The sequence below is a fragment of the Trichothermofontia sp. genome (assembly GCF_053493415.1).
The window spans coordinates 1-24500 of the sequence record NZ_JBRCAD010000120.1 but is presented as its reverse complement, the minus strand read 5'-3'; the positions used below and the strand labels follow the sequence as shown (position 1 = coordinate 24500).

At 55.6% G+C, this 24500-nt stretch carries 20 protein-coding genes and 1 pseudogene; 5 read left to right on the top strand and 16 right to left on the bottom strand.

What is annotated here, in order from left to right; all coding sequences use genetic code 11:
- Both ACWIUF_RS10585 and ACWIUF_RS10580 read left to right on the top strand, forming a co-directional pair.
- A pseudogene (locus ACWIUF_RS10585) lies at window positions 1–140 on the top strand (photosystem II q(b) protein); the annotation flags it as partial.
- Between the two features lie 160 nt (window positions 141–300).
- Window positions 301–1545 carry an acetate/propionate family kinase gene (locus ACWIUF_RS10580; RefSeq protein WP_448572330.1) on the top strand — a complete coding sequence of 415 codons (1245 nt, stop codon included), beginning with the start codon at window positions 301–303 and terminating at the stop codon, window positions 1543–1545.
- A gap of 106 nt (window positions 1546–1651) precedes the next feature.
- Here ACWIUF_RS10580 and ACWIUF_RS10575 read toward each other — a convergent pair whose 3' ends face one another.
- Complete coding sequence (locus ACWIUF_RS10575) at window positions 1652–1840, bottom strand: hypothetical protein (protein ID WP_448572329.1); 189 nt, start codon at window positions 1838–1840, stop codon at window positions 1652–1654.
- 524 nt (window positions 1841–2364) lie between these two features.
- Between ACWIUF_RS10575 and ACWIUF_RS10570 the strand changes: the two genes are divergently transcribed.
- The gene (locus ACWIUF_RS10570; protein ID WP_448572328.1) at window positions 2365–2574 is read left to right on the top strand and encodes a hypothetical protein; all 210 of its coding nucleotides are present in this window, start codon (window positions 2365–2367) and stop codon (window positions 2572–2574) included.
- A 95-nt stretch (window positions 2575–2669) separates the two neighbouring features.
- On the opposite strand, the gene ACWIUF_RS10565 is transcribed toward ACWIUF_RS10570, so the two are convergent.
- The 3 genes from ACWIUF_RS10565 to ilvC form a co-directional block, all read right to left on the bottom strand.
- A complete protein-coding gene (locus tag ACWIUF_RS10565) occupies window positions 2670–3125 on the bottom strand; it encodes a DUF2214 family protein (protein WP_448572327.1) in 456 nt (151 codons plus the stop codon).
- 1 nt (window position 3126) lies between these two features.
- Window positions 3127–4074 carry a DUF1517 domain-containing protein gene (locus tag ACWIUF_RS10560; RefSeq protein ID WP_448572326.1) on the bottom strand — a complete coding sequence of 316 codons (948 nt, stop codon included), beginning with the start codon at window positions 4072–4074 and terminating at the stop codon, window positions 3127–3129.
- 291 nt (window positions 4075–4365) lie between these two features.
- Window positions 4366–5361 (bottom strand): ketol-acid reductoisomerase, encoded by a 996-nt coding sequence (ilvC, locus tag ACWIUF_RS10555; protein ID WP_448572325.1) that lies wholly within the window; start codon window positions 5359–5361, stop codon window positions 4366–4368.
- Between the two features lie 681 nt (window positions 5362–6042).
- Here ilvC and ccsB point away from each other — a divergent pair.
- Entirely contained in the window at window positions 6043–7059 is a 1017-nt protein-coding gene (ccsB, locus tag ACWIUF_RS10550; protein ID WP_448572331.1) for a c-type cytochrome biogenesis protein CcsB, read from the top strand.
- A gap of 21 nt (window positions 7060–7080) precedes the next feature.
- Here ccsB and ACWIUF_RS10545 read toward each other — a convergent pair whose 3' ends face one another.
- The 3 genes from ACWIUF_RS10545 to ACWIUF_RS10535 all read right to left on the bottom strand — a co-directional run bounded on the left by ACWIUF_RS10545 (window position 7081) and on the right by ACWIUF_RS10535 (window position 10864).
- Entirely contained in the window at window positions 7081–8451 is a 1371-nt protein-coding gene (locus ACWIUF_RS10545; protein ID WP_448572324.1) for an FAD-binding oxidoreductase, read from the bottom strand.
- A 238-nt stretch (window positions 8452–8689) separates the two neighbouring features.
- Window positions 8690–10609 carry a serine hydrolase gene (locus ACWIUF_RS10540; RefSeq protein WP_448572323.1) on the bottom strand — a complete coding sequence of 640 codons (1920 nt, stop codon included), beginning with the start codon at window positions 10607–10609 and terminating at the stop codon, window positions 8690–8692.
- Between the two features lie 72 nt (window positions 10610–10681).
- Window positions 10682–10864 carry a hypothetical protein gene (locus tag ACWIUF_RS10535; RefSeq protein WP_448572322.1) on the bottom strand — a complete coding sequence of 61 codons (183 nt, stop codon included), beginning with the start codon at window positions 10862–10864 and terminating at the stop codon, window positions 10682–10684.
- Window positions 10865–11191: 327 nt separating this feature from the next.
- Between ACWIUF_RS10535 and ACWIUF_RS10530 the strand changes: the two genes are divergently transcribed.
- Window positions 11192–12544 (top strand): aminotransferase class III-fold pyridoxal phosphate-dependent enzyme, encoded by a 1353-nt coding sequence (locus ACWIUF_RS10530; RefSeq protein WP_448572321.1) that lies wholly within the window; start codon window positions 11192–11194, stop codon window positions 12542–12544.
- Window positions 12545–12748: 204 nt separating this feature from the next.
- Here the strand turns inward: ACWIUF_RS10530 and ACWIUF_RS10525 are convergent, their stop codons facing one another.
- The 9 genes from ACWIUF_RS10525 to ACWIUF_RS10485 form a co-directional block, all read right to left on the bottom strand.
- Complete coding sequence (locus ACWIUF_RS10525; RefSeq protein ID WP_448572320.1) at window positions 12749–14695, bottom strand: TolC family protein; 1947 nt, start codon at window positions 14693–14695, stop codon at window positions 12749–12751.
- Window positions 14696–14765: 70 nt separating this feature from the next.
- A complete protein-coding gene (locus ACWIUF_RS10520) occupies window positions 14766–15944 on the bottom strand; it encodes an ABC transporter permease (RefSeq protein WP_448572319.1) in 1179 nt (392 codons plus the stop codon).
- Complete coding sequence (locus tag ACWIUF_RS10515) at window positions 15941–17296, bottom strand: efflux RND transporter periplasmic adaptor subunit (protein WP_448572318.1); 1356 nt, start codon at window positions 17294–17296, stop codon at window positions 15941–15943. The genes ACWIUF_RS10520 and ACWIUF_RS10515 overlap by 4 nt, the downstream gene beginning before the upstream one ends.
- Before the next feature lie 212 nt (window positions 17297–17508).
- Window positions 17509–18282 carry a peptidase gene (locus tag ACWIUF_RS10510; RefSeq protein WP_448572317.1) on the bottom strand — a complete coding sequence of 258 codons (774 nt, stop codon included), beginning with the start codon at window positions 18280–18282 and terminating at the stop codon, window positions 17509–17511.
- A gap of 324 nt (window positions 18283–18606) precedes the next feature.
- On the bottom strand, window positions 18607–20889 hold the full coding sequence (locus ACWIUF_RS10505; RefSeq protein ID WP_448572316.1) for a transglutaminase family protein: 2283 nt from the start codon (window positions 20887–20889) through the stop codon (window positions 18607–18609).
- A 108-nt stretch (window positions 20890–20997) separates the two neighbouring features.
- A complete protein-coding gene (locus ACWIUF_RS10500) occupies window positions 20998–21867 on the bottom strand; it encodes a GNAT family N-acetyltransferase (RefSeq protein ID WP_448572315.1) in 870 nt (289 codons plus the stop codon).
- A 104-nt stretch (window positions 21868–21971) separates the two neighbouring features.
- Window positions 21972–22916 carry a diiron oxygenase gene (locus ACWIUF_RS10495; RefSeq protein WP_448572314.1) on the bottom strand — a complete coding sequence of 315 codons (945 nt, stop codon included), beginning with the start codon at window positions 22914–22916 and terminating at the stop codon, window positions 21972–21974.
- 162 nt (window positions 22917–23078) lie between these two features.
- On the bottom strand, window positions 23079–23642 hold the full coding sequence (locus ACWIUF_RS10490) for an OsmC family protein (protein ID WP_448572313.1): 564 nt from the start codon (window positions 23640–23642) through the stop codon (window positions 23079–23081).
- A 273-nt stretch (window positions 23643–23915) separates the two neighbouring features.
- Window positions 23916–24500, bottom strand: a 585-nt coding sequence (locus tag ACWIUF_RS10485; protein ID WP_448572312.1) for an Hpt domain-containing protein, incomplete at its 5' end; no start/stop codon positions are given.

Sequence of the window (24500 nt, the reverse complement as noted above, 5' to 3'; positions counted from 1 at the left end):
ACACCTGGGCGGATGTACTCAATCGTGCCAACTTGGGCTTTGAAGTGATGCACGAGCGCAATGCCCACAACTTCCCGCTGGATTTGGCCAGTGGTGAGTCGGCTCCTGTCGCCCTCGTTGCTCCCAGCATCAATGCCTAGTCACCTCGGCTAGTTAAGCCTAAAAATCTGAACCTGGAAGGGCGTTCCCATTGGGAGCGCTCTTTTTGCATCGATCCAAGAATCTGTCAAGCAGCAAACTTGACAGACGAAATTGCCCCTCTGGTAGGGTAGGGGTGCCTGCCGGAAGGAAGTATGAATCATGAACATCCTGGTATTGAATGCGGGGTCAAGTAGTCAGAAGAGTAGTTTGTATCAGTTGGCCGATAGCTTCGCGACGCCGAAGGCGTATCGCCTGCCTGCTGATCCGATTTCCCCGCTCTGGGAAGGGTTTATTGATTGGACCTATCAGGCGGGTGTCGCCACCGTCAAGGTTAAAACCGCCAGGGGGGCCACCTGGCAACAGGAAATTGCGAATCGCAGTCAGCCTGAAGTCCTCCAACAAATGCTCAATACCCTCTGGCAGGGCGACACCCAGGTGATTGATGACCCTAGCGCGATCGCGATCGTGGGGCATCGGGTGGTGCATGGGGGGCAACGCTATTGGGAAAGTACCTGGATTACAGCGGCAGTCAAACAGGCGATCGCGGACTTTGCCGAGTTTGCCCCGGTGCATAATCCGGCTAACCTTCAGGGGATTGTGGCGATCGAACACATTCTGGGTCCATCGGTTCCCCAGGTGGCTGTGTTTGACACCGCTTTCCATGCCCAGATGCCACCCACGGCAGCGACCTATGCGATTCCCTATGCATTTTATGAACAGGGGATTCGCAAGTATGGCTTTCACGGCATTAGTCACCAGTTCGTTGCCACACGCGCCGCCCACTGCTTGGGTAAAGATCTGGCCGATCTGCGCTTAATTACCTGTCATTTAGGGAATGGTTGCTCCCTAGCCGCGATCGCCCACGGTCAGTGCGTGGATACCACAATGGGCTTTACACCCCTAGCTGGGTTGATGATGGGGACACGATCGGGAGATATTGACCCCGGCATTTTGTTGCATTTGATGCGCAATCAGGGCTATACGGTAGATGACCTCGATCGCCTGCTTAATCAGGAGTCGGGCTTGAAGGGGGTTTCTGGGTTAAGCAATGACCTACGCCAAATTCGGCAGGCGATCGCCGCAGGACATGAACGTGCCCAATTGGCCTATGACCTATACATCTATCGGCTACGGGCATTGATAAGCGCCCTATTACCGGCGTTGGGGGGTTTGGACGCCTTAGTATTTACGGCGGGAGTAGGGGAAAATTCGGTGGAGGTACGGGCGGATGTCTGTGCGGGCTTGGAATTTCTAGGGTTGCGGTTAGATCGCGATCGTAATCAGCAAAATCTCAAGAATGTTTCCCTGGCCACGCCTGATTCGACTGTACAGGTGCTAGTGATTCCTACTCAGGAAGATTGGGCGATCGCGCAAACTTGTTGGCAATTAGCCCAAACCCTTTAGATTTGGCCAAAAAGATTGGGGGATCTGGTTGAGATCCGCATCCCACAGCATCCCCCTAACTCGTAACACCCATAACCTTGCTTGGATGAACCGTTTTCAAAAACCTTTAAGCAACACTGCTACCAAACAGGGTATAAATCATGACCAACGCCAAGCTACTGATAAAGCCAATACCCATAATAAAAAGGGCAAATGCTTCGGCATTGGACAAAGGTCGATTGACAATCCGGGGCTGGCGAACTTGGTTCATGGAATGGAGATCTTGCATGGCTTTTTCCTCAACTAGGGATGACAATTCCACCTTCCCAGCGATCAGTGATGGATGCTCCTCACGTACACTTAGGCTGGTAGGTTGGTTGGTGATAAAAAGAACTTCTAAAGCTGAAATTGGAAGGATTAGCACTCTAATCTTCCTCATTTGATGACATGATATCAGATGTTTTCCGTGATCCCATGCACGAAAAGAAAAGTTTTCTAAAGCGAATTCTCTATGTTCCCGCGATCGGTAGCAAAACCCAAAAATGACGAGAGAATAAGCTTTACAGACTATTTTTGTGATCGAATTAAGTATAAATTCTCAAGTTTTTTAGGGTCTTAATAAGCAAAAAAGCTTAGGTATAAACCGCGATTTTGTCGCTAATTTTTAAGTTTTGTTATTAACTTGACCCTAATTAGTCTGTATCTGACAATACGTTTAGGGCTTTTGTGACAAATGTTTACATTGATCCTGATCAGCTAGCTAGGAGGATAGGCCGGATCAGGCGATCGTCAATTCAGGGACGTTAAACTGAAAGAAACGCTACTGCTTGCAGACAGCCCATGACGGCTCAAGTCTTCTCCCCCTGCATTCGCGAAGCACAGGCCTTCCCTAACGTGGGTTGGTCTCAGTTTGAGGCGATCGATCGCGCCTTTGATGCCATCCCTGGTGTGCGGTTGCGCTACCTGGATAATGCCCTCGAAATCATGCCCATCAGCGAAGACCACGAAGACTTCAAGACCAGCCGGGGAGACGATAAGGGGACACGGTGAAGCAGTGCCCCTGGGGCGATCGCGATGGATAGAGGACGCGATCGCCCTTCGCGCGATCGCCCGGCAATGGGTATGTCGTGTATGTCCGGTGTGCCTTAACTCAGTCCAATTCCCCGCGCCATCATGGCCGCAAAGAGGGGAATCATCGCAAAACCCAGGATTTCCAGTCGGATAATCCCCCGTAGCCGATCGACCTTGGGGAGTTCCAGCGTGGGTAGCTGGCCTTGCCGCAGGGCGGGTATCCACAACAGAAAGGAGATGGTGGGATAGAGGGAGAAACTCCCCACAATCAGGAAAATCGCCACTTTGGTGTAAAAGACGGGGTTACCCAGATAAAAGTCAGTTCCCTGACCGAAATAGAGGACCCGGAGAACACCCGTCACCAGGACTCCCAAGGCGGTAATCCCATAGAGGCCATCGGCGATCACAATCTGCCAAGCTTCCTGGAGGGTGAGATCTTTTTTAAGGCTGGAGACTTCAAAGATCAGTGCCCCAAAAGCCAACATGAAACTGAGATAGTGCAAATATGCTGTAACCGTACTGGCCCACATGTTAAACCAACCGCAGATTGGGATACATCGTAATCATGTCATCGCTCGTGAGGACATCGCCTTCAGCTTGGGGTGCCCAAAGAACTTCCAACGCCATCAGGCGATCGCCCGACACCGAGCCAATCTGTTGCAAGGCTTGTCGGAGTGTATCAGGACTGGTTACCTGAGGTAGCTCTAGTTGGCCTTGAGCCGCCACTAAAACAGTGACGACAATATATTCTCCCGGTTGTTGGTTGGCGAGGGGAGCTGCCTGCTCGGCTACCGCTAGACTGGCACTGTCGGCCTGTTTAAGCTGACTGTTGAAGTTGGACAGCGTTTCTTCGGAAAACTTACTGCGTTCCGCCAGCGCCAGCCGATTAAATTGCGCTTCCGCTGCTTCCAGGCGGGCTTGCTGGCTTTCGGTTCCGGCATATACCCAATATTCGGGATGGCGCAATAGGGCGAGGGTGGTTTCCTGAAGGACATGGGCTAACCCGGTTGGGGTGCTCGTGTCAGCACGACGGGCCAACTTTTCCAGGTCGGTTTGGAGTTCCCGTGCCTGGGCCAACAAGCCCACTTGCACTTTTGCCACCGAGACCTTGGGATTCGTGGCCTCCGCGATCGTCTTCTCCTCCGACATATTCCGGAAGGCATTCATCAGGAAATTGGCGATCGCAAACACAATGAGGATAGAAAATAGGCCCCCAAAGCCACCGCCAAACCCAAAGAAGGGCAGGATGAAGGGAAATCCGAAGCCGCCACCGCCATAGTAGCCACCGCCCGGTGCCGTATAGGAACGGCTAGGAGCCGTAAAGCTCCGTGCCGGTGCCCGGAAGGAGCCACCACCGATGCGCCCACCACTCGCAGCGAGGGCACTGTCAGCATGGCCCAGGAACAGGGCTAGGACCAACCCCAAGGCCAACAGGGGCTTGAGGAAAGGCTTGATGATTGTCAGCAGTTTGTTCGCCATAGGGCTTTCTCTTACGTTGTTCTATCGTGAAAACGATACCGACCCTGACCCAAGGTCGGCATTTTTCTTCAGGACATGGGTGAGCGAGTTCGTTACGCCAAGGTGGCATACCCCTGCCTAGAGGGGATGGCTTGGGTTACGACTCCAGGGTTGATTCTTCATCTATCGTAACGCTTTATCCCCGGTTCCACGGTGCGCGATCGCCTTACGGAAGGGGGAGATTTCCGTAACGGCTGGCGTCGCAAGGCACTCGCTACCCAATCAGGTTGGCGACCAAACGCGAAATCGTCGTTAACCCTTCTTCAGCCAACTAAACATGGCGCGGAGGTCTTGGCCCACCGCTTCGATCGGGTGTTCGGCTTCTTGACGCCGCATGGCGGTGAAACCAGGTTTACCCGATTGGTTTTCCAGGACAAATTCACGGGCAAATTGACCCGACTGGATTTCGCTGAGGATCTTGCGCATTTCGGCGCGGGTTGCGTCGGTCACAATGCGGGGACCACGGGTGTAGTCACCATACTCAGCGGTGTTGGAGATGCTATCGCGCATCTTGGCGAGGCCCCCTTCGACGATCAGGTCCACAATGAGCTTGACTTCATGCAGGCATTCAAAGTAGGCCAATTCCGGTTGGTAGCCCGCATTCACCAGGGTTTCAAAGCCGGACTTGATCAGGGCACTAAGGCCACCGCAGAGCACGACTTGTTCGCCAAACAAATCCGTTTCGGTTTCTTCCCGGAAGCTGGTTTCCAAGATCCCGGCACGGGTGCCGCCGATCCCCTTGGCATAGGCCATTGCCCGATCGCGGGCTTGGCCTGACGCATCCTGGTAAACCGCAAACAGGCAGGGAACACCTTCGCCTTGTTCATAGGTGCGGCGCACCAGATGGCCCGGTCCCTTGGGGGCGATCATAATCACGTCCACCTCAGGTGGGGGAACGATTTGGCCAAAGTGGATATTGAAGCCGTGGGCAAAGGCGAGGGTCTTCCCAGCGCTCAGGTTGGGTTCGATTTCCGCCTTATAAACGGCCTTCTGGACCTCGTCTGGCATCAGGATCATCATCAAGTCGGCGGCTTTGGCGGCCTCGGCGACGGTATGGACCTTCAGGCCAGCAGCTTCGGCTTTGGCGGCTGATTTGCTGCCCGCATACAGGCCAACGATGACGTTACAGCCACTATCCTTCAAGTTGAGGGCATGGGCATGTCCTTGGGAACCGTAGCCGATGATGGCGATCGTTTTGCCGTTGAGTAGGTCTAGGTTCGCATCGGTGTCATAGTACATACGAGCCATAGCACGTCTCCTGTTTGCGGGGGGTTGTCTAGTGTGTCTAAATGAATTGCAATTTACTGCAAGTCTTCCATCCTACCCTAATTTGGCTGACGCCATATCGGGGGCGGCGCGATCAAAGGTACAAGGGGTAAGGATGGTTGCATAGCAAGACAGATACCCTGTGCACAGGGTGAATGATTGCTACAGGCTTGTGTTTGCCTGAGTTAAGACTGGTTGCAGGCTATGCATCCCTTGGCGGGCCTAAAAAGCGATCGAGCACGGTGAGTTAAGGCTCGATCGTCGGAATACGGTATCTTGCTCTAGGGCACTTCAGCCAGTTCCATGTACTTTTCCAAGGAACCGATTTCTTTAACAACCGCCTTGCGAGACAGCCTTCTTAGAATATCTAGAATTATGGGTCTTTATTTATGTCCAAAAATCATAGCTTAAGAAATCCGAGCAATGGCTGACAGCCGTCCCCTCGCTAAGCAGATGTTTTAGAATCGCGGTTAAAGCTGCGACGACAAACCTCGACGTTTGGTCGCAACCCTAACCCTAGGGATCGCCAGCGATCGCGCCTGAGGGTTAGCGGATATGTCCAGAATTCCCACACCCTGGAGGCCAAGACATGTCAAAGTAGAGAAGGTCTGGCCACCTGTTTGCCAGAAGCTTGTCCTGCATCCGCACATGGGAGAACATCGCATGGATCTGGTTGCCCTCCAGAGTCTTTTGGATAATACGGCTTTTGCCATTTTATTGGTGACCCTCTTGCTCTATTGGGCGGGGGCAGCATTCCCGAATTTGACCCTACTGACGGGGCTAGGAATGGCAGGGATGGCCTCAGCTAACCTCTGCATTGCGGCCCTACTGGGTGCCCGCTGGCTAGCGGCGGGGTATTTCCCCCTGAGTAACCTGTACGAGTCCCTCTTTTTTATTGCCTGGGGGATTACGGCCATGCACCTAGTGGCGGAACGCATGAGCCAGAGCCGCCTCGTGGGCGTATTTACGGCTCCTGTGGCGATGGGGATTGCCGCCTTTGCGGCCCTGAGTTTGCCCCCTGGGATGCAGGTGGCGGAACCGTTGGTCCCGGCCCTCAAGTCCAACTGGCTGATGATGCATGTGAGCGTGATGTTGCTTAGCTATGCGGCGCTCATGGTAGGGGCCTTGTTGGCGATCGCCTTTCTCGTGGTGACCCGTGGGCAGGCCGTTGAGTTACGAGGCAGTTCCGTGGGAACGGGGGCTTTTCGGGAACAACGGGCAAGCCAACGCCTCAAACGCGAGGGGCCGGTTGCAGCAGAAGTCGCAGAACCCGTGGAGATGTCGGCGATCGGGGGAACCGCAGTGCTAGAGCGGGTAACGGCAACTCCACAACTGGGCACACCCCTCTCGCCCCAACGGTTGACCTTGGCCGATACCCTCGATAACATTAGCTACCGCATGATCGGATTGGGATTCCCGCTGTTGACGATCGGCATTATTGCGGGAGCCGTTTGGGCTAACGAAGCCTGGGGGTCGTACTGGAGTTGGGACCCGAAGGAAACCTGGGCACTGATTACCTGGTTGGTGTTTGCGGCCTATCTCCATGCCCGCATCACCCGTGGTTGGCAGGGGCGACGGCCCGCGCTCCTGGCTGCCACCGGATTTGGTGTTGTTTGGGTGTGTTATCTGGGCGTGAACCTGTTGGGTAAGGGATTACATTCCTACGGCTGGTTTTTCTAGGGAATGCTTCAATACTGATGTCTAAATCTGGCCCACGAAGCGCTGGGGGCTGAACTGTTGTTCGGGATCAAATTGCTGTTTTAATCGTTGCATTAAAGCCAGCGCATTGCCTGTATATCCCCATACGTCAACATTTTGCTTTAGGAAGATAGGCGCTTCTAAAACACTGAAAAATCCTTGACTCTGCTGACAAATGGAACGCGCTTTTAAGACGATCGAGGAGGTAAAGCCGTGGGGATTCGGACAACGTACCAGTCCTAGCCCACTGCCGGCATAGATCATGATTTCAGCATGGGCCGGTAGACAAGCTTCTAACGCCTGACAGGTGGCGATCGCCGCTGCCGCCGGAATACCGAACTTACAAACAATACGGCCTGAGCCAGGTTGCCACCATCGCCGGTGCAGGTGTTTCCATAATGAGGCATCTACCGTGGCGTCAGCCGTTTCGGCCTGAAGCTGGCATTGGTGACCGATCGTGAGGCAACGCTGGGCCTGTTCACGGACACTGGCTTCGAGGCCCCCAAAGCGCGCCAGCAGGCCATACCCCTCGCTGCCATTCATCGCGGCCACAAGGGTGGGTGAGAGGATGACTGCCGCGATCGGGGCGAGGGGCGAATTGAGGAGGGTTTGGGTGGCCTGGGCGATCGCCGTCGCTGCCCCCGTTAACACCACCGTTTGGCCCGTTTCTGGACGCGGATAAACCCGTAGGGTCACTTGGCTGATCGCAGCTAGGGTGCCCCAGGAACCGGTCATAAGCTTCATCAGGTCGTACCCGGCCACATTTTTAACCACCCGCCCCCCGGCTTTGGCTATTTGGCCGTCCGCGCGCACAAACGTCATCCCCAACAGGAGATCTCGAACGCTCCCGTACCGCTGTCGTAAGGCGCCCGTGTCTGCCGTGGCGACAATCCCCCCAAGCGTGGCGTACTCCGGATAGGCCGGATCGATCGGCAAAAACTGATTCGCCTGGGCCAGGATCGCTTGCAAGTCTGCCAGTCGCATGCCGGCTTCAACCGTTACGGTTAGGTCCCCCACGGCGTGTTCCACTAACTGATTCAGGTGCCGGGTTCCCACAATCAGCAGCGGGGAATCGGGCGTGGCTCTGAGCAACCCACCCCAACTCAGTTTACTGCCACTCCCGCTGAGGAGGATTGAGCATCGCTCTTGGCGAGCACTGGCGATCGTGGCGGCTAATGCTGCCTGAGTGCGCGGCCAGACCCAGCCGGCCACCTGGGTGCGTGGGTCGAGAGCCGCAATGACCGGTTGCCGATCAGCCTCAGCCGCCGCTTCCCACGCCATGACCTGCTCTGGACCCACGATCGGGGCAAGGCAATCAAGTATGGGTAGCGCCAGCCCTTTAGGTATGGGTATCTCATCAGCATTCAGCACCATAAGCACAGTCCAGCATAGGCAGGCGGGCAAGGGTCAGCAGCCCTTATCATCATGCCGCAGTTCTGGTGCAATATCATACGCTCAAGTTATTAAACAGCCATTGGCAAAGTCCAGCTTCGGGCACTACAGCACTTCCATACTGGGTGAGGTACAGACAAGGGGCTTAAGCCCCTTGTTTACAAGGCTTGAGTAGAGAGGGAACGGCTGTGTGACGACTAAAGTCGTGACAACCAGCCACCTATAACCCTTGGTTTACCAGATGATCCGCCACTGCCCGTATGCCGCGACGAATGGCGGCCTCGTCACCACTGGCATTAAGCATTAAAGTCATAACATAAATTTCACCCTTAACTTTCATCGCGACTGTTGTCCCCAACATCCGGGAGTTTTGACCCGTTTTCTCTCCTAACCAGGTGGCTCCCGAACCCTGAAGGGCCGCGTAGCCGAGAACACGATCGTGCTGGTCTTGTAACGCCTTAATCAATACATCGGAACCGGGATACTGGCGGTTATAAATTTGACGCATCATATTCGTTAGTTCATTGGCTGTGATGCGATTCGGTTGCTTGCCCGTATTGGTTGGATAAGTTTTCTGACCAACCAGTTTTGAGTGAACTTGAGTTATTTTATATCCCTGTTTTCGCAGGATTTCGTTGATATAGTCACGGCCTAAATAATCGATTAATTGATTGGTCGCAATATTGCTACTGTGATCAATCATCACCTTGAGCAATTGTTCTAACGTGTATTTGCGATCGACCCGAATGGCTGAGCCTTCCTCGGTGTAGTTGTCATCAGAAACCTCGACGACGGTTTTTAGGTTAACTCGTTCGTTTTTCACCTTATGCATGAGGACGACGGCCACGGGCAGCTTAATTAAACTCGCGGGGCTGGCGGGGGGACGATCGCCCTGAAAATGTCGGCATTCCCCCTGTAAATGGCAAACCGAAATCATGACCTGCTCCGGGGCCATGAGGGTCTGGGCAATCTCTCGCAAAAAGGCTGATTGGGCTGCATCAAGTTCTTGGGTGGCGGTGGTTAGGGCTTGCTGATAGGTGGGCAGGGCTTGGGTAGCGACTGACGCAACGGTTGTCTTCGCTGGAATGGCTTGCAGGGTTTCTAAGGCTTGTTGACGGAGGCGGTGAACGATTTTTAAGGTTTCTGGCGATCGGTCGCCATTGGCCGCGATCGCCGTTGCCTGACGCGTCAGGGCTTGGGCACGGGTCCAACGCTGCTGCGCCACACTTTCGGGATCGAGCCGCTCGCTGGCCAGGGACGATCCCAGGGATAACAGGTGCAACGGAATGCCCGTAAAAGCCAGACCAATCCGTATCCCGATCGCCAATACCAAAAAATTGATCAACACTCGGCTCCAGCGCGGCCATCGCTGGGACATCGGACGGGATGGTGTCATCCCTTGGGGGGTCTCGCTAGCCGTCGGCACCCAACACAGGACCTGCCAACCGTGCGGTTGATGGACGCAGCGGAATTCCACCGGTCGCTGGTGTTGGAGTTGGGCCAGAACGACCCGTTCACCTTGGGGAAACTTGAGGTCGGAAACGGCTAAATAGGGACCGAAGTGGGATTGCAAAAAGTCTGGAACATGGAGGTATACCAACCACTGCTGTAGGCTGGCCAATTGGCTCTTAGGGCTGCCGGTAAGAGGCGGCGGTTGATAGGAAGCATCGAGGACGATCGGCAGCCCTTGGGGAGAACCCAGGGTTAAGGCCGGTGGGGTTTGCAATACTTGTTTAAGTTCGTGAAGCTGTTGCCGTTGCCGATACAATCGATGGACTAAGGTCCGTTGGGCAAAGGACAAACGGGGATATCCCCGCTGCTGGGCGGGGAGGTTGGCTTGGTGGTGCGCGATCGCCCGTTCCAATGCCTGGATTTGCTGTTTAAGGTGCTGATGGGAGCGCTGGTGCTGGTGTCGCGCCCGATCGCACTTTTGGCGTAGGGTCGTATATAGCGCCTGAAATTGCCGCCCACTAATCCCATAGGTTTGACAGTAGCGCTGCTGTAGTTGGGCAACTGGAATAGACTGCCTTAAGTCTTGATACAGGCGCAACTCAACTTGACAGAGTAAAGCCGCGATCGCTTCACAACACTCTGTCAGGGGATCAACCGTTTGCACAGGATAGGTTGCAACGCTAACCATTCGCTCCCTTCATCACACCACCTTGCAGGGCAAAAGGTGACAACTTGACACCGTCACGCCTTAACCGAGCCGCTATTCCCTGATCGGGGCACCCAGCAACGACACCGCCCCCCACCCCAAGCCCCTCGGAACGAAGGACAAACTGCCTAGGTTAATGTGGTGACGCCCCCACAGGGTAATGGTTGGCTGGGGAAGCGTCAAATTCGCCCGGATTTCCCCCAGCCGCGCCAGCAAGATTGCCGGGAGGCCAGTCATAAATCTCCCAAAATTGCTAGTAGATTGCGGCATTGGTGTTCACGCGAAATATTGCTCGCAATATCTACAGCCGTTCCCTCCCGAATGAAGTACTGTCAAGCCTTGTAGACAAGGGGCTGAAGCCCCTTGTCTGTACGTCACCACACCAAGGATGGAAGTGTTGTAGAGCAGTTTTAAGCCCAGGGGACGCACCTGTGGGACAGAGACTGGCATCATAGTTCCTATGGGCAGGGGAGATCACATCCCAAACCTGCCCCTCCCCCATTGCGGATCGATGAGACCTATCGCCGCATGCGGAGAAATTCGCCCGCACCTTTGGAGATCGCCATGTCGCCCGCTGTTGATTCCCAAACGTCCCCCATCGTGCCCGTGCCCATCCCGTCGGATCTTAGTGCCTTCTGGATGCCCTTCACGGCTAACCGCCAATTCAAGGCCGATCCCCGGTTTATTGTGGCGGCAGAGGGTATGTATTACCGATCGTCGGACGATCGCCCACTATTAGACGGCACAGCGGGCCTCTGGTGTGTCAATGCAGGGCACGGGCGGCGCGAAATTGCCGAAGCGGTCAGCACCCAAATCCTGGCGTTGGATTTTCCGCCCACCTTCCAAATGGGGCATCCGGCTCCCTTTGAACTGGCCAATCGCTTGGTTAAATTACTCCCCGATCCGTTCAAGCACGTCTTCTTTGCCAACTCCGGCTCCGAGGCCGTCGAAACGGCCCTGAAGATTGCGATCGCCTACCAGCGGGTACGGGGCGAGGGCACCCGGCAACGGTTGATTGGCCGGGAACGGGGCTACCACGGCGTGAACTTCGGCGGCATGGCCGTCGGTGGCATTGGCCCCAACCGCAAACTCTTCGGCACCCTGGTGACGGGTGTGGATCACCTACCCCATACCCACAATCTGGAACACAATGCCTTTACCCGTGGTCAACCCCAGTGGGGAGCGCATTTGGCGGATGCGTTAGAACGGCTGGTGACGCTCCATGATGCATCCACGATCGCCGCCGTTATTGTCGAACCCGTTGCGGGATCAACGGGCGTTTTGTTACCCCCCGTGGGCTATTTAGAACGGTTGCGGGAAATTTGCGATCGCCACGGCATTTTGCTCATCTTCGATGAAGTGATTACGGGCTTTGGACGGTTGGGGCAGCCCTTTGCCACCCAATATTTCGGTGTTCAGCCCGATATCATTACCACCGCCAAGGGGATTACCAATGCCAGCGTACCGATGGGGGCCGTGTTTGTGCGTCAGGAAATCTACGATGCCTTTATGCAGGGGCCGGGGGGGGTTGAACTTTTCCACGGATATACCTATTCTGGGCATCCGGTAGCCTGTGCGGCGGCCTTGGCAACCCTGGAGATTTACCAGCGGGAGGGGTTGTTGACCCGTGTACAAACCTTAGCGAAGGCTTGGGAAGATGCCGCCCATCGCCTGAAGGGTTTGCCCCATGTCATTGATATTCGTAATTTAGGCTTGATGGCTGCGATCGAACTTGAACCTCGCTTGGGACAACCGGGCCAACGGGGGTTTGAAGCCTTCCGGCGCTGTTTTGATGCCGGCATTGTCGTGCGATCGGCGGGAGACACGATCGCCCTTTCCCCACCCTTAATTATTGAGAAAGCCCAAATTGAGCAGTTATTTACCACGCTGGGCACGGTCCTAGAAACCCTTCCGTAGGGGCCTAGGAACGGCTTGTGTTCAAGTGAAGTTGCGCTGACCCTAACTAGACGCTAACCCCTGTGACGCGACGCCCTTTTCTGTCAAATCTTCCAGGATGGTCGCACGATCGCTGAGTTTGGCCCAAACGCGATCGCGATGCCCAGGGATGCAACTGACCCCTTAGCTAAAATAGGGTGGCGTCGCATCGAACTGACAGGAGCGCTAGGGTAGCTCCGCCATTGGGATGGTGACCTGCCACACCTGTAAAGTCCGCCCGATCGTGGTATCCAGATCAGTAAGAGCATTGAGGTACGACACAATCTCCCCTAACTCGGTCAGTTGGGTAGTGGCCAGGGCATCTTGTTGTTGAATCACAAAGTCAATCTGCGATCGGCCCCGGCGAAATTTTTCTTGTTCATTCCGCAATTGCTGTTCGGCTAAGGCCGTTGCTTGCTTGGCCAAATTCACCTGTTGCCAGCGCACCTGAATGTCACGGATGTGGTTTTGAATGGCAATTTGCAGACGGTCGTGTTGGGCCGCCAAAGTATTTTCCGCCTGTCGTAGATTCACCTGGCTACGTCGCAGTTGTTGCTGGGGCGTGAGGTCCCCCAGGGTCCGGCTAAAGGTCAAGGCCATCAGCCATTCCGCCTGGTCCGATTGGTCGGTACTGGTTTGATGCCGGTAGCGACCATCGAGATCCAAATTCCAGTGCTGAGCGTTGACCGCGATCGTAAGGTTTTGCGCCGCGATCGCCGTGTCGAGTTGGGCTTGGCGGTATTCGGGTTGGTTAGCCAAGGCAAAGGCCAGCAGCGCTGCCGGATCAAGCCAGACCTCATTGAGTGCCGGTAACGCAGGGGTCGTGATGGCCGGTTCTAGGTATAGAGTAGGTTCCAAATCCAGGCGATCGAGTAACTGTAGGCGGGTGGCTTCGAGGGTATTTTGGGCTTGGACAAGTTGCACTTGGCGATTGGCGATCGCCGCTTGGCTTTGTACCAGGTTACTGCGGGCTTGCCGTCCTGCCTTCACCAACGCCTCCGTGACACGCAAGAGTTCCTCCGCGTTAGCCAAAGAGTGTTGTTGAATCATCACGGCCTGACGGGCGGTCAGCAGATCGCGATAAGCCGTAATCACCCCATTGATGACCGCCGTTAACTGTTGCCGCAATTGCTCAATGTTTCGCTGATCTGTCAGTTGGGCCGCCCGCACCGAAGCCCGATTCACCCGACTCCCGGCCCCCCGCAGCAGGGGTTGCTTGAGGCTCAGTTCTAAGCCTTGCTGCGATCGCAGGGAATCGTCTGTTGTCTCCGTTGTAACTACACCAGATAGGTTGCGCAGGCCCGTATCACCCGACCACTGGGCCGCTAGTTGCAGTCCGGTCGGTAACAACACTTCCACCTGAATTCCCGCTGCCGCTGCCACGGTGTCTGTTCCCGTGTCTCCCTGGGTATTGCGACTGAGGGTTGCCCCCAAACGCGGGGTCACCCGTGGGGAGAATTTGCTCATCGCAACGGCCAGATCCGCCTGTTGGGCAATCCGTTCCAGCAGATCATTTTTTGCCGTTCGGTTATTTTCCAACGCCAGGACGATCGCTGCCTCCAAGGTTAGTTGCAGCGTTTGGGTGGGGGGGACCGTCGGGGGAACAGGAGTCGTTATGGGACTAGCCGCTGCGGGTTGAACCGGAGCAGATTGGGCTGAGGTGAGGTCGTGGGTTTGGGATTCAAGGCTGGGGCGGGCGATCGCCGTTGGGGCAGGCGGATGGAGCCACGGGGTCGGTTGGAGCCGTTTAACTACCCCCATCCCCATGACAGGTCGATCGCTAGGGGTAGCCCCAACTAAGGCGAGTTCGCGATAGGTGTGGCCCTTTAAGGGGGCTGACTGGTAACGGGACACCCACGGAGGGCGGCGATGCCCCAGGAACGACGTGGCGCTGAAGGCATCAGGGGGCACCAACCGGGCGAAATCAGGGCCAGCGAGGGGGGATGCCGTGCCAAGGGCCGCAGCTATGGCCTCTGGTACCAGGTAAGTGCGCAGGGCACAGGTGAGAAAGAACCCGGTCATGGAGAGCACCGTGAGGACCAAGCTAAAGCGCAAGGCCCAGGGGGGGCCTGTTTCTGAAGCTCCCGAAGACGTATCTGGCCAGGGATCGGTAGAGGGAGGAGACGATCGCATCCGTGTCGTCCGTTCACAAAAAATGATGTCGTCAACTTAGCGACTAGACAGCCAAACGGCAAGGTGCAATCTATTCATTACGCAAGGCAGCGACCGGATCGAGACGACTGGCCCGTAGGGCGGGGAAATAACTGGAACCCACCCCCACAAGCAGGGCAGCGCTCATGGAAAAGAGGGCCGAGGCTTGGTGAAAGCGGTAGGGCAACTCAAACGATCGCGCCACGATCGTCGTCAAGCCATGCACCGAGACGATCGCCAGGGCACCCCCCACGAGACTAAGCAGAACCGCTTCCAAGACAAATTGCACCAAAATATCACGCCGGGTAGCCCCGATCGCTAGGCGCAGGCCAATTTCTGCGGTGCGTTCCCCCACCGTGGCGATCGTAATATTGGCAATCCCGATCCCGCCTACCAGAAGGGAGATTAACCCCAAAACGAGCAAGGCTCGTGAGACTTGAATTAAAATCTGGCGTTGTTGCACAATTTCCCGGAGATTGTTACGGGCAACAAAAGTTTGGCCGGGGTACCGTTGCTCCAGTAATTGTTTAGCCTGGGTTGCTAAGTCTTCAATTTCATCGAGCGATCGGGGGCGTAGGGAAAAGTCCCAAATCGTATTGTCATTCTGATAGCTCTGATAGAACGCCAGGGTCATGTATACATCACCCTTGGGTTTCCCAAAAGCCCGTTGTTTCGTTTCAACCACTCCAACCACAATATAGGGTTTACCGCGAATCAGCAGGCGTTGGTCAATAGGGTCGTGGAAGATCCCCAACTGGGTGGCGAGGAGTTCATCAATGACTACGATGGGTTGGTAACTGTTAAAATCTGCCTCGGTAAAGACGCGCCCTCGGATGGGATTTTTCCCCGTGGTTAAAAAGTAGCCAGGAGAAACGGCACTGACAATCGGTTGTGCCTCCTTATCCGCTACAAGTGTGGGGGCTTCATAATCAACCGTTTTTTCAACGCTAATTGCCTGTAAGCCCTTGAGTCGTTGTTTCAGATAAAGCAAATCCTCCCACTTGAGACTGGTGGTATTCCAGGAGAAATCCGGCCAGATATAGACTTGGGGAGCCTCACGTTCGGCCAATTTTTGCGCAATAACAGCTTGACTAATAGTGCTCACTTGCAGGGTCGCCTGGACCGACGCAACGCCCATAAAAACACCCAAGGTGGTCAGGCCCGATCGCACCCAATTACTCGCGAGGGCCTGGAGGGTAGTGATTAATAAATTGCGGGGGGAAAGACTCATAGCTCCTGCCGCATTTCGGGGGTAACGGGCTGATTGGGGGTGAGGGCTTGATCCGGGGTGGGCAGTAACACGCGATCGCCCGCCTGAAGTCCCTGGACAATCTCGACTTGAATAATCCCTTCCAAGCCCTTGGTAACGGGGCGGCGCTGTGCCCGTCCGTCTGGGTCAACTATCCAAACAAAGGTTTGATCCTGGTCTTGTTGTAGGGCTTCGCTGGGCAGATGGAGGACCTGCTGACGGCGATCGAGGATAATTTCCACACTCACTTGGCTACCGGGAATCAGGGTACCCGTGGGGCGATCGAGTTGGATGATGGCGGGGACCGTGGGACCGGCTTCTCCCCCGGAAAACGGGTTAGTACTCTGGGCATCAGGTGTGGTGGCTAAGGGATCGATCCACACGACCTTGCCCTGAAAGGATTTCCCTTTCGTGCCAATCACGGTGATGCGGGCAGTTTGGTTGAGCGCGACCTTACTGGCGTTCAGGGTTGAAAGGTTGAGTCTGATCAGTTCGAGCGCGGGATTGCCAAGCGTGAGCAAGGCTTTGCCCACACTGACCCCATCGCCATTGCGCACCTGAATCTGAAGCACTTTGCCGGTAATGGGGGCAACCACGATGTTGGCCTGCAATTCCTGGGTAATTTCGCGAATTTTGAGTTTTTGCATGGCCAGTTCAGCCTGTTGCTTGTGGACCTCGGCGTGCTGGCTCGCGATCGCAACTTCTGCCTTACGCGCATCGGTTTGCGCTTGACGCAGGGTGGCCTCTGCCTTGCGGACTTCTGCCTGGTGTTGTTGGATTTCCTCAGCCGGAACAAACCCTTGTTCCACCAGATCCGTGGTTTCTTGCAATTTTTGTCGGGCGGCAACCAGTTCGGCTTGTGCTTCCTCAATCTGCTCCCGATTACGGGTACGTTCCAACGTTTTCTCCGCCAAGGTTTGCTGCGCCATCAAGACGGCCAATTCCTGTTGGCGAATGGCTAATTGCTGGGTTTCTAATTTAACGACATCCGCTGGCGATCGCAGCGTTAATAAGGGTTGTCCCTGGGTGACGGCCTCCCGGACCTGCACAAGGACGCGATCGACGGTGGCTTCCCTGGGGGCGGTGAGGGTGGTCTGATCCCCCAGATCCACAATGCCGGTTTCGTTCACGGTAACTTCGACATCTCCCCGTGTCACAGTCAGGGCGGCAATGGTGAGGGGGGGCAATCGGCCTTCCAGAACCCGGACGCTAATCAACCAGCCTGCGACACTGGCGATCGCGAGGAGGCCAGACCCAATGAGGGCCTGTTTCGCCCGTTGCCATGCCCTGCGATCGGGCAACTCTTTCCCCGCCGCAGCGCCCTCTGTTGCCACTTGACGCCCCCTTGTTTGGTCAGTCAACTCAGGTCAATGTCAGCCATAGCCTACCCTGGCTAGGGTGGGCATACCCATTATCTATGTCCATTATCAAAATTGTCGAACAGCACCGATTGGGGGATACCTAAATACCGCCGCGATCACACGCACCAAATTGTGCCAGTCCCTGTTGCGTCTGGCTTCCTACCACGACACCCTAGCCCAGATGCCTAATCAATCAAGACATCCTGCTTGGGGCTGGCGCTATCTTCGTAGTATTCCCAATTTAACTCTGGCATTTGTTCAAATGCTTTCTTTAAGGCTCCTTCCCAGAGGCGGCGCATTTCCGCTAAATAGGGATCACCCAAACGCAACTCCAGACGATGCTTCAGCTTAAAGCTATTGGCATGATACATGACCAGATTAATCGGTGGTCCCACGGAAATGTTGGACTTCATGGTTGAATCGATCGACAAAAGAGCACATTTGGCAGCGGCTTCTAAGGAAGTATCAAAACTCAGCGTTCGGTCCAAAATGGGTTTGCCGTACTTGGTTTCCCCAATCTGTAGAAATGGAGTTTCGGGTGTGGCGTGGATACAATTCCCCTGGCTATAGATCAGATACAGCTCCGGATCTTCACCCAGAATTTGTCCACCCAGCAAAAAATTGCAATTGTAGTCAATTCCATCCCGCTTCAGCCACTCACTGTCATGCTCCAGGTTCTGACGAATTTTTTGGCCGATGTAGCGAGAGACTTCATATAGACTGGGTAGCGTGTAGAGGCTAATATCGGCCTGGGTTTTAATGTCTTTATATAACCCCGCCAGTACATTTTGGGTAATCGATAGATTACCAGAGACGCAAATAATAATTACACGATCGCCTGGTTGCGAAAAGTCAAATAACTTGCGATAGGTTGAAATATAGTCAACTCCCGCATTGGTTCGAGAATCCGAGGCCATTACTAGGCCATACCGCGTCATAATGCCCAGGCAGTACGTCATACTCAATCGGTTACCCACAACAGTGCTGATTCATCCTCAGTAGATAAAAAACAATGGTGGGGGAGGTATAGCGGTAGTCACACTCATTAGGACATTTCCAAGGCTGTGATCAACAAGGGGCTTAAGCTCCTTGTCCTAATCTGAATGACGATGGCTATATCTGGCCCACCCCTGAGACAGCCGAGACGGCTATCCCACGTTCAATTTGTGATCTACTGATCCTGTCTCCATCCTGCCACGTTTCCCTAACACCTGCGCACCTTGCGGTTGTTCTGGGGGATGGCGGAAGGGGGATACCCCCGTTGGCTGTTGTTTACAGTCCTCTTACCCAACGGCTTGGCGCAAATCCAGGGTTAGCGGATATTCCGGATTCAGCGCTAAGGGCGGAACCGTTACCTTACCCCGTTGGGCTGGCTGGGGGATAAACCGCTCCGCTCGCCGTTGCGCCGCCACCGCTGGTGTCGAGGGTAGGGTCGCATAGATCTCGCCGTCGGGAGCCTGGACATGGTACACACAGCCGCCTAAGGCGAGCTGGTCGTGCCAGGTGTCCACAACGTCGAAGTGCAGGGGCACATGGGCCGCGATCGCCGGATGCAGCATATTGAGGGTCTGCCGTGCCCGGAACCGGACCCCTGCCACATACTCGCCCCGGTGTCCCGTTGATCGCAGGGGCAGGCGGCGACCATTGCACAACACTTGGTAGCGATCGCTAAGGCTATCGGCATTGGGGGAGTGGGTAGCAATTCCCTGGAGTTTGACCTGGAGGCGTTCCAACGATGCATCCACATAACGGGCGGTCCGCCCATTGCTCACCTCCTCACCCAGCACGTGCCAGGGTTCGATCGCGTGGCGTAATTCCAGGACGAGGGGACCGTGGCTCGTATCCAGGACCACCGTGCCATAGCGGGGAAAGCGAAACTCAAAAAAGGGTTGGAACCAAGCTAGGTCAAAACCATAGCCGAGTTCCTGAAACTCCACCAATACCTGCTGCAAATCCTGGGCCAGATAGTGGGGCAGGAGAAAGCGATCGTGCAAAGTCGTCCCCCAGCGCACGAGGGGGCGGGCATAGGGCTGCTGCCAAAACCGGGCGATACAGGCGCGAATCAGCAACAGTTCCAACAACCGCATTTGGGCTTGGGGCGGCATGGCAAAGGCGCGAAACTCCAGGATGCCCAGTTGATTGCGGGGATTTTCCACGGGATACAGCTTGTCAATGCAAAACTCGGCCCGGTGGGTGTTCCCCGTCACATCGATCAGCAGATTGCGTAACAGACGATCGACCACAGCCGGTGGCACATCGGCCTCAGGGGATAGGGACTGGAAGGCCACCTCGAGTTCATACAAACTTTCATGGCGGCCTTCATCGACACGGGGGGATTGGCTGGTGGGTCCCACAAACAGGCCCGCAAACAGGTAGGAGAGGCTGGGGTGATGTTGCCAATAGGTAATCAAACTGCGCAGGAGATCGGGGCGACGCAGGAGAGGGCTGTCCTCAGGATAGGTGCCCCCTAGGGTAATGTGGGCACCGCCGCCCGTACTCAACCGTTGTCCATCCCAGCCGTATTTTTCCGTGCCTAACTGACACTGGGCTGCCACTTCGTATAGGGTTGTGGTCTGGCTAATCAGGGCTGGCCAATCGGCGACGGGGTGAATATTGACCTCAATCACGCCGGGGTCGGGGGTAATCTGGAAACCGACCAGTCCCTGGTTAGCCGCCGGGAGATACCCCTCCAGGGTGACGGGTAGTGCTAGGGAAGTCGCTGCTTGCGCGATCGCCGCCACCAGTTCCACAAACCCCTGGGCCGATCCCCAGGGCGGGATAAAGAGGTAGATCTGGCCATCCCGGACTTCAACGGTGAGTGCAACCTGGATGGCGTTATCGGGGGCGAGGGAGAAGGGATGTTGCCCCGTGGGTAACCCTGGCTGGAGGGGCAGGGTCGCTTCCTGGATCAGGGATTCCGGTGGCCTTAAGCTGCCCAGGGGTAGGCGGAGACCGATGGGTCCCTGACCGGGCAGTAGCCGCCTGTCGGCTGTCTCCCAGGTCCAACGACAACTCCTCCAATGCAATCTCTCCCCTTCTAGGCTGGGCAACAGCGGTAACACATAGCCCCCGGGTGCCTCCGCCTCAACCTCGTAGGCGGGCTGGATCAGGTCAGCGGGTAGACCCAGGATGGCCACCAGTTGGGTGATGAGTGTCCGGGCCTGGGCGAGGGTAACCGGTGTGGGCGAGGCGATCGGGGGAGCGGCCACGGTTGGCCACAGGGGCATGCCATCCTCGCGCCAGTAGCAGCCCAAGGCCCAACGGGGACCCGCTTCCCCTGGGTAGAGCTTGCCAACGCCGTTATAGCGCAGGCTACCGGGCGGGGCAAATTCGGCAGTCAGGCGATCGCGCAACTGTTCGGCCCGTCGTCGCTTCTCGGCACCCAATGCTTCAGTTCGCCATTCCGGGGATTCAAAGTCATCGATCGCGACAAAGGTGGGTTCCCCGCCCATCATTAAGCGCACCTGCAAGCGTTGCAGATCGGCTTCAACCGTATCACCGAGGGTGACGATCGCCTGCCATTGCGCCTCGGTATAGGGTGATGCCTCCGGCGTTGGACGTTCCATAGCTTCCCGTGTGTTGCGGACAGATGCCCCCGCTCCGTCTGGTCAAGGGGGACATCCCATTATGGGGGATCATGCCAATCCTGACGGCAATCCCAGTTACGGCTAGGCTTAGCATTGAATCGAAGGTAAATAAGGCCCGCTGGGTTCCGTAAACTGGCCCAGTGACATATAGGACAAAACTTTGCGGGTACGGTGACCTGCCGCCAAAGCGCGGCGGAAAAAGTCGGGGCGATCGAGGGGGCAGATAAAGACCCCCAGCGAAGGCGGCACATGGCGAGCAGCATGGGCAATGAGGGCCAACAGATCATCGTCCGTTGTTGCCCCCGCATGGCCAAAGAGGCTGGTCAGCCAGTAGCCAACGGCCCGACCCTCCCGCTCCCGGATAAAGCCAGGGATCTGGGCGGCGAGGAGTTGCGTCGCATCTCCCGCACGCGAAAACCCGTAGGCGGCCACACTCAGGGCTTTGACACTATCGAGATCCTGAAGGGTCAGGGGCCGAATGGAAGCGTCATCGGTCAGGGCTGGTTGGGCCTGCATCAAGGCGGCAGCGCTCCGCCAGCTAAAGCCTAAATGGCTGTATAGAGACAGGGAGGTGGTATTGGTGGCTTCCTGAAAGAGGCGCACTTGGTGAATCCCCCGGTGCTGCGATTCCTCAATGACCCATTGCATCAGCGCCCGACCAATGCCCCGTGCCTGGGTCTGGGGCGCAACGGTGATCGGACCAACCCCAGCCACCGGATCACCATGTAGTAAGAAATTGGACCCCACGATTTGATCGCCGATCGTGGCAACCACGCCGGCATAGTCTGGTCGGGCTGCCAAGTGGGAGATAATCTGCATCCCGGTTTCTAAATCAGGGACATCATGTGGCAGGGCGTGGCGATCGTGGAAATGGGAGAAGGCTTCGTGGCAAATACGGGCCAGATCCGGTACGTGGTCCTGGTGTAGGGGGATGAGTTTGAGGGCGGTCAGGGACATGGCAATACCCACGACGTGTTAGGGCGACAAAAAAGCGGGATGGGCACGTAACCGCGATCACACCCCCAGCGTTGGCGGCAGGCGTGATCGGCACAAGCTTCAGACTAGGCGGCTTGCGGCAAGGTCGCCTTGGTAAAATGCAGCGTCCATTCTAACAGTTGATTCTGGGCGGTGGCGTTCAGCTTGCTAAAGGTTTGGATAACATTTGGATGGGTCATGCCTGAGCCTAGAAAAGCCCAACGATAGGATTCAAGTTGTCGGGCTTGAATTTCTGCCTTGTCTACCGCATCCAGCGATCGCCCGATCGCGGCTTCCAGGCTAGCAATATCCAGTTGTACTTGTGCCTGGAGACCCCCATCCAGCATGTGAACCAGGGTGAAATAGTCATCAACCCCTTGGGCAATGTCGAGGGGAGATAACTGTGCAACCAGGGTTTCCACGATCAAGGTATCCAGTTTGGCGTGCTGGGCTTCCTCCATCCAGTGATGACGCAGGAGGCTTGCAAATAGGGGATCAAGGGGTTCTTGCCGATTTCCCTGCACACTTTCCAAGTAATGACGTTGGGTCATCCATTCAATGTGCAAGGTGAGCAAAGCCACCCCCAAGGTACTGTGTTGCAGGACAGCAGCCGCAATCTCATGGACGGGGCCAATACAAGCCGGGACAGACCCAAAGCCAATGGCAAAGGCTTCCGCAAACCGCTGGAATAGATAAATGTGTTTGCTTTCTTCCTCGGCAAAGCGAAGGAGAGCCTGGGTGCTGTAAATATCCACCAGAAGGTTATCCCGGACCTGATCAATCACCATTGGCAGGATAAATTCTTCGGCTAGCCCAAAGAGATGAAGATAGCTGTTGCCGCGAATCTGATTGAGGATTATTTTTTCACGATCGCTGAGGCAATGAATCGCCTGGGCACCGGCCAGAGAATCGGGCAAAAAGGGTTTAGAAAAATCCAAGCGTTTGTCACCACCAATCAGATCACTGACTTTCCAGTTAACTTTCAAAGCATCGCTCAGGATCGATTCATAGGTATAGTTAAGTGTATTCATGGCTAATGACGATTAGGTGAGGAAATGGTCGCGACGCGAGCCGGTTGAGATAATCTAATAAGATGCCATCACGGACTGGATGGGAAGGCTCTAAAACATTAAATCCAACCGACTAGCGATGTCTTGATGCAAGGTGTCCTTAAGGGCGAGCTTGCGGGAGACTTAGTCCACAATGAAGGTCGTGTCGAGCTTCACAGCGTGGGTGATATTCCAGAAATTGGGTGACACTTCCTGCACTGCTTGATGCAAGGCTTGTAGTTGTTCCGGGGTGGCATTCTTGGCTTTTACCGAGAGGGTATAGCTCAGGTTTTGATAGCCGGGATGAATGCGATGATCCAACTTAAAAAATCCCCGCAAATCCAGTTCACCTTCGGTGGCGATCGTGACGGATTCCAAGTCAATCCCTTGCAGGGCACTCAAGGCCACATAGGTCGTCAGCACACAGGCATTGAGGCCGGCCAGGAGCACTTCTTGGGGATTGGGGGCGCGGTCCTCTCCCCCCAATTCCGCTGGTTCATCGATCGCGATCGTAAAGTTGCGGGGCAGGATTTGATTGCCCAACTGCCAGGCATTGACCGTTGTGGTTGAGCGAGTCCCCCCTTCCCAGGTGGTTGCCACTTGGAATTTGGCTTTACCCTGGGTGGCATCGTCAGTCACCGCTCCCACCAGTGCTTGTACCTTGGCAAGATCAATCCCGTTAGTCTTTTGTAGAAGTTGAGCAGTCATGGGGTGAATTCCTTATGGGTGAGAATTGAGGCAATAGCGAACTTGGATCTGGGAGAACACTTCCCCCCTGATCAGTCAAGATCACACTGCGATCGCGGCACAACAAGGTATCGAAAATGCAAGCAATACTCGACTCAAGCAATGACCCGATTGGTCGCTTAGTGTTGTTGTGCTTCAACGCAATGGAGTTGTGTTGCGATATTGCCAGGATAAAAATTTTGGGATAGGAATCACATCAGCTAATCAGTTCGCCCGATCGGGTGAATATGCTGGTCAACGCGATCCTGGTTCGGACTGGATTGGCATGACCGTGCTGGCAAACTGGCAAACCTGGGCGAATTCATGGGTGACTTTGGTCACCAGGGCTTGGGCCGCATCAGGGTTGCGTTGTTGGGCTGAGGTGTGTAGTTGGGCCGCGAGGTCGGCAAGCTGATTGGCCCCCGCATTGGCGCTGGAACCCTTGAGACGATGGGAGTAATGAATGAGCCGATCGTAGGCAGCATCCAGCAGGTTGGGGGTAGTGAGGTCGCCGATCGCCTGTTGTAAACCCGCCACATCCGCCTGGGCATTGTCCAAAAATAGCTGCAGGAATTTTTGCAGGGATAGGGGTTTTTGGTAGAACAACTCCCGCAGGCGATCGAGGTTAAGGGGCGGACGCGTTCCTGCCGGATTCGGCGGAGTGGAACCCCGCACTGCCGCTCCTACGGTTCCTTCCGCCATTGCCCGACTGTTGTGACTTCTGGCTACGGCATCCCCCCCCGCTGCCGCTGGTGATCGGGGGCGGGGCTGGCTGGCTGGGACAGATAGGGGCGGACCATTCGCGGGGAAGGCACGATGGGCAGCTTGGGCGATCGGGGT

Bases quoted from the DNA above. Each gene is read 5' to 3' on its own strand.
- ACWIUF_RS10580 (WP_448572330.1), top strand. From the start codon at position 301: ATGAACATCCTGGTATTGAATGCGGGGTCAAGTAGTCAGAAGAGTAGT.
- ACWIUF_RS10570 (WP_448572328.1), top strand. From the start codon at position 2,365: ATGACGGCTCAAGTCTTCTCCCCCTGCATTCGCGAAGCACAGGCCTTC.
- ACWIUF_RS10565 (WP_448572327.1), bottom strand. From the start codon at position 3,125: ATGTGGGCCAGTACGGTTACAGCATATTTGCACTATCTCAGTTTCATG.
- ACWIUF_RS10560 (WP_448572326.1), bottom strand. From the start codon at position 4,074: ATGGCGAACAAACTGCTGACAATCATCAAGCCTTTCCTCAAGCCCCTG.
- ilvC (WP_448572325.1), bottom strand. From the start codon at position 5,361: ATGGCTCGTATGTACTATGACACCGATGCGAACCTAGACCTACTCAAC.
- ccsB (WP_448572331.1), top strand. From the start codon at position 6,043: ATGGATCTGGTTGCCCTCCAGAGTCTTTTGGATAATACGGCTTTTGCC.
- ACWIUF_RS10545 (WP_448572324.1), bottom strand. From the start codon at position 8,451: ATGGTGCTGAATGCTGATGAGATACCCATACCTAAAGGGCTGGCGCTA.
- ACWIUF_RS10540 (WP_448572323.1), bottom strand. From the start codon at position 10,609: ATGGTTAGCGTTGCAACCTATCCTGTGCAAACGGTTGATCCCCTGACA.
- ACWIUF_RS10535 (WP_448572322.1), bottom strand. From the start codon at position 10,864: ATGACTGGCCTCCCGGCAATCTTGCTGGCGCGGCTGGGGGAAATCCGG.
- ACWIUF_RS10530 (WP_448572321.1), top strand. From the start codon at position 11,192: ATGTCGCCCGCTGTTGATTCCCAAACGTCCCCCATCGTGCCCGTGCCC.
- ACWIUF_RS10525 (WP_448572320.1), bottom strand. From the start codon at position 14,695: ATGCGATCGTCTCCTCCCTCTACCGATCCCTGGCCAGATACGTCTTCG.
- ACWIUF_RS10520 (WP_448572319.1), bottom strand. From the start codon at position 15,944: ATGAGTCTTTCCCCCCGCAATTTATTAATCACTACCCTCCAGGCCCTC.
- ACWIUF_RS10510 (WP_448572317.1), bottom strand. From the start codon at position 18,282: ATGACGTACTGCCTGGGCATTATGACGCGGTATGGCCTAGTAATGGCC.
- ACWIUF_RS10505 (WP_448572316.1), bottom strand. From the start codon at position 20,889: ATGGAACGTCCAACGCCGGAGGCATCACCCTATACCGAGGCGCAATGG.
- ACWIUF_RS10500 (WP_448572315.1), bottom strand. From the start codon at position 21,867: ATGTCCCTGACCGCCCTCAAACTCATCCCCCTACACCAGGACCACGTA.
- ACWIUF_RS10495 (WP_448572314.1), bottom strand. From the start codon at position 22,916: ATGAATACACTTAACTATACCTATGAATCGATCCTGAGCGATGCTTTG.
- ACWIUF_RS10490 (WP_448572313.1), bottom strand. From the start codon at position 23,642: ATGACTGCTCAACTTCTACAAAAGACTAACGGGATTGATCTTGCCAAG.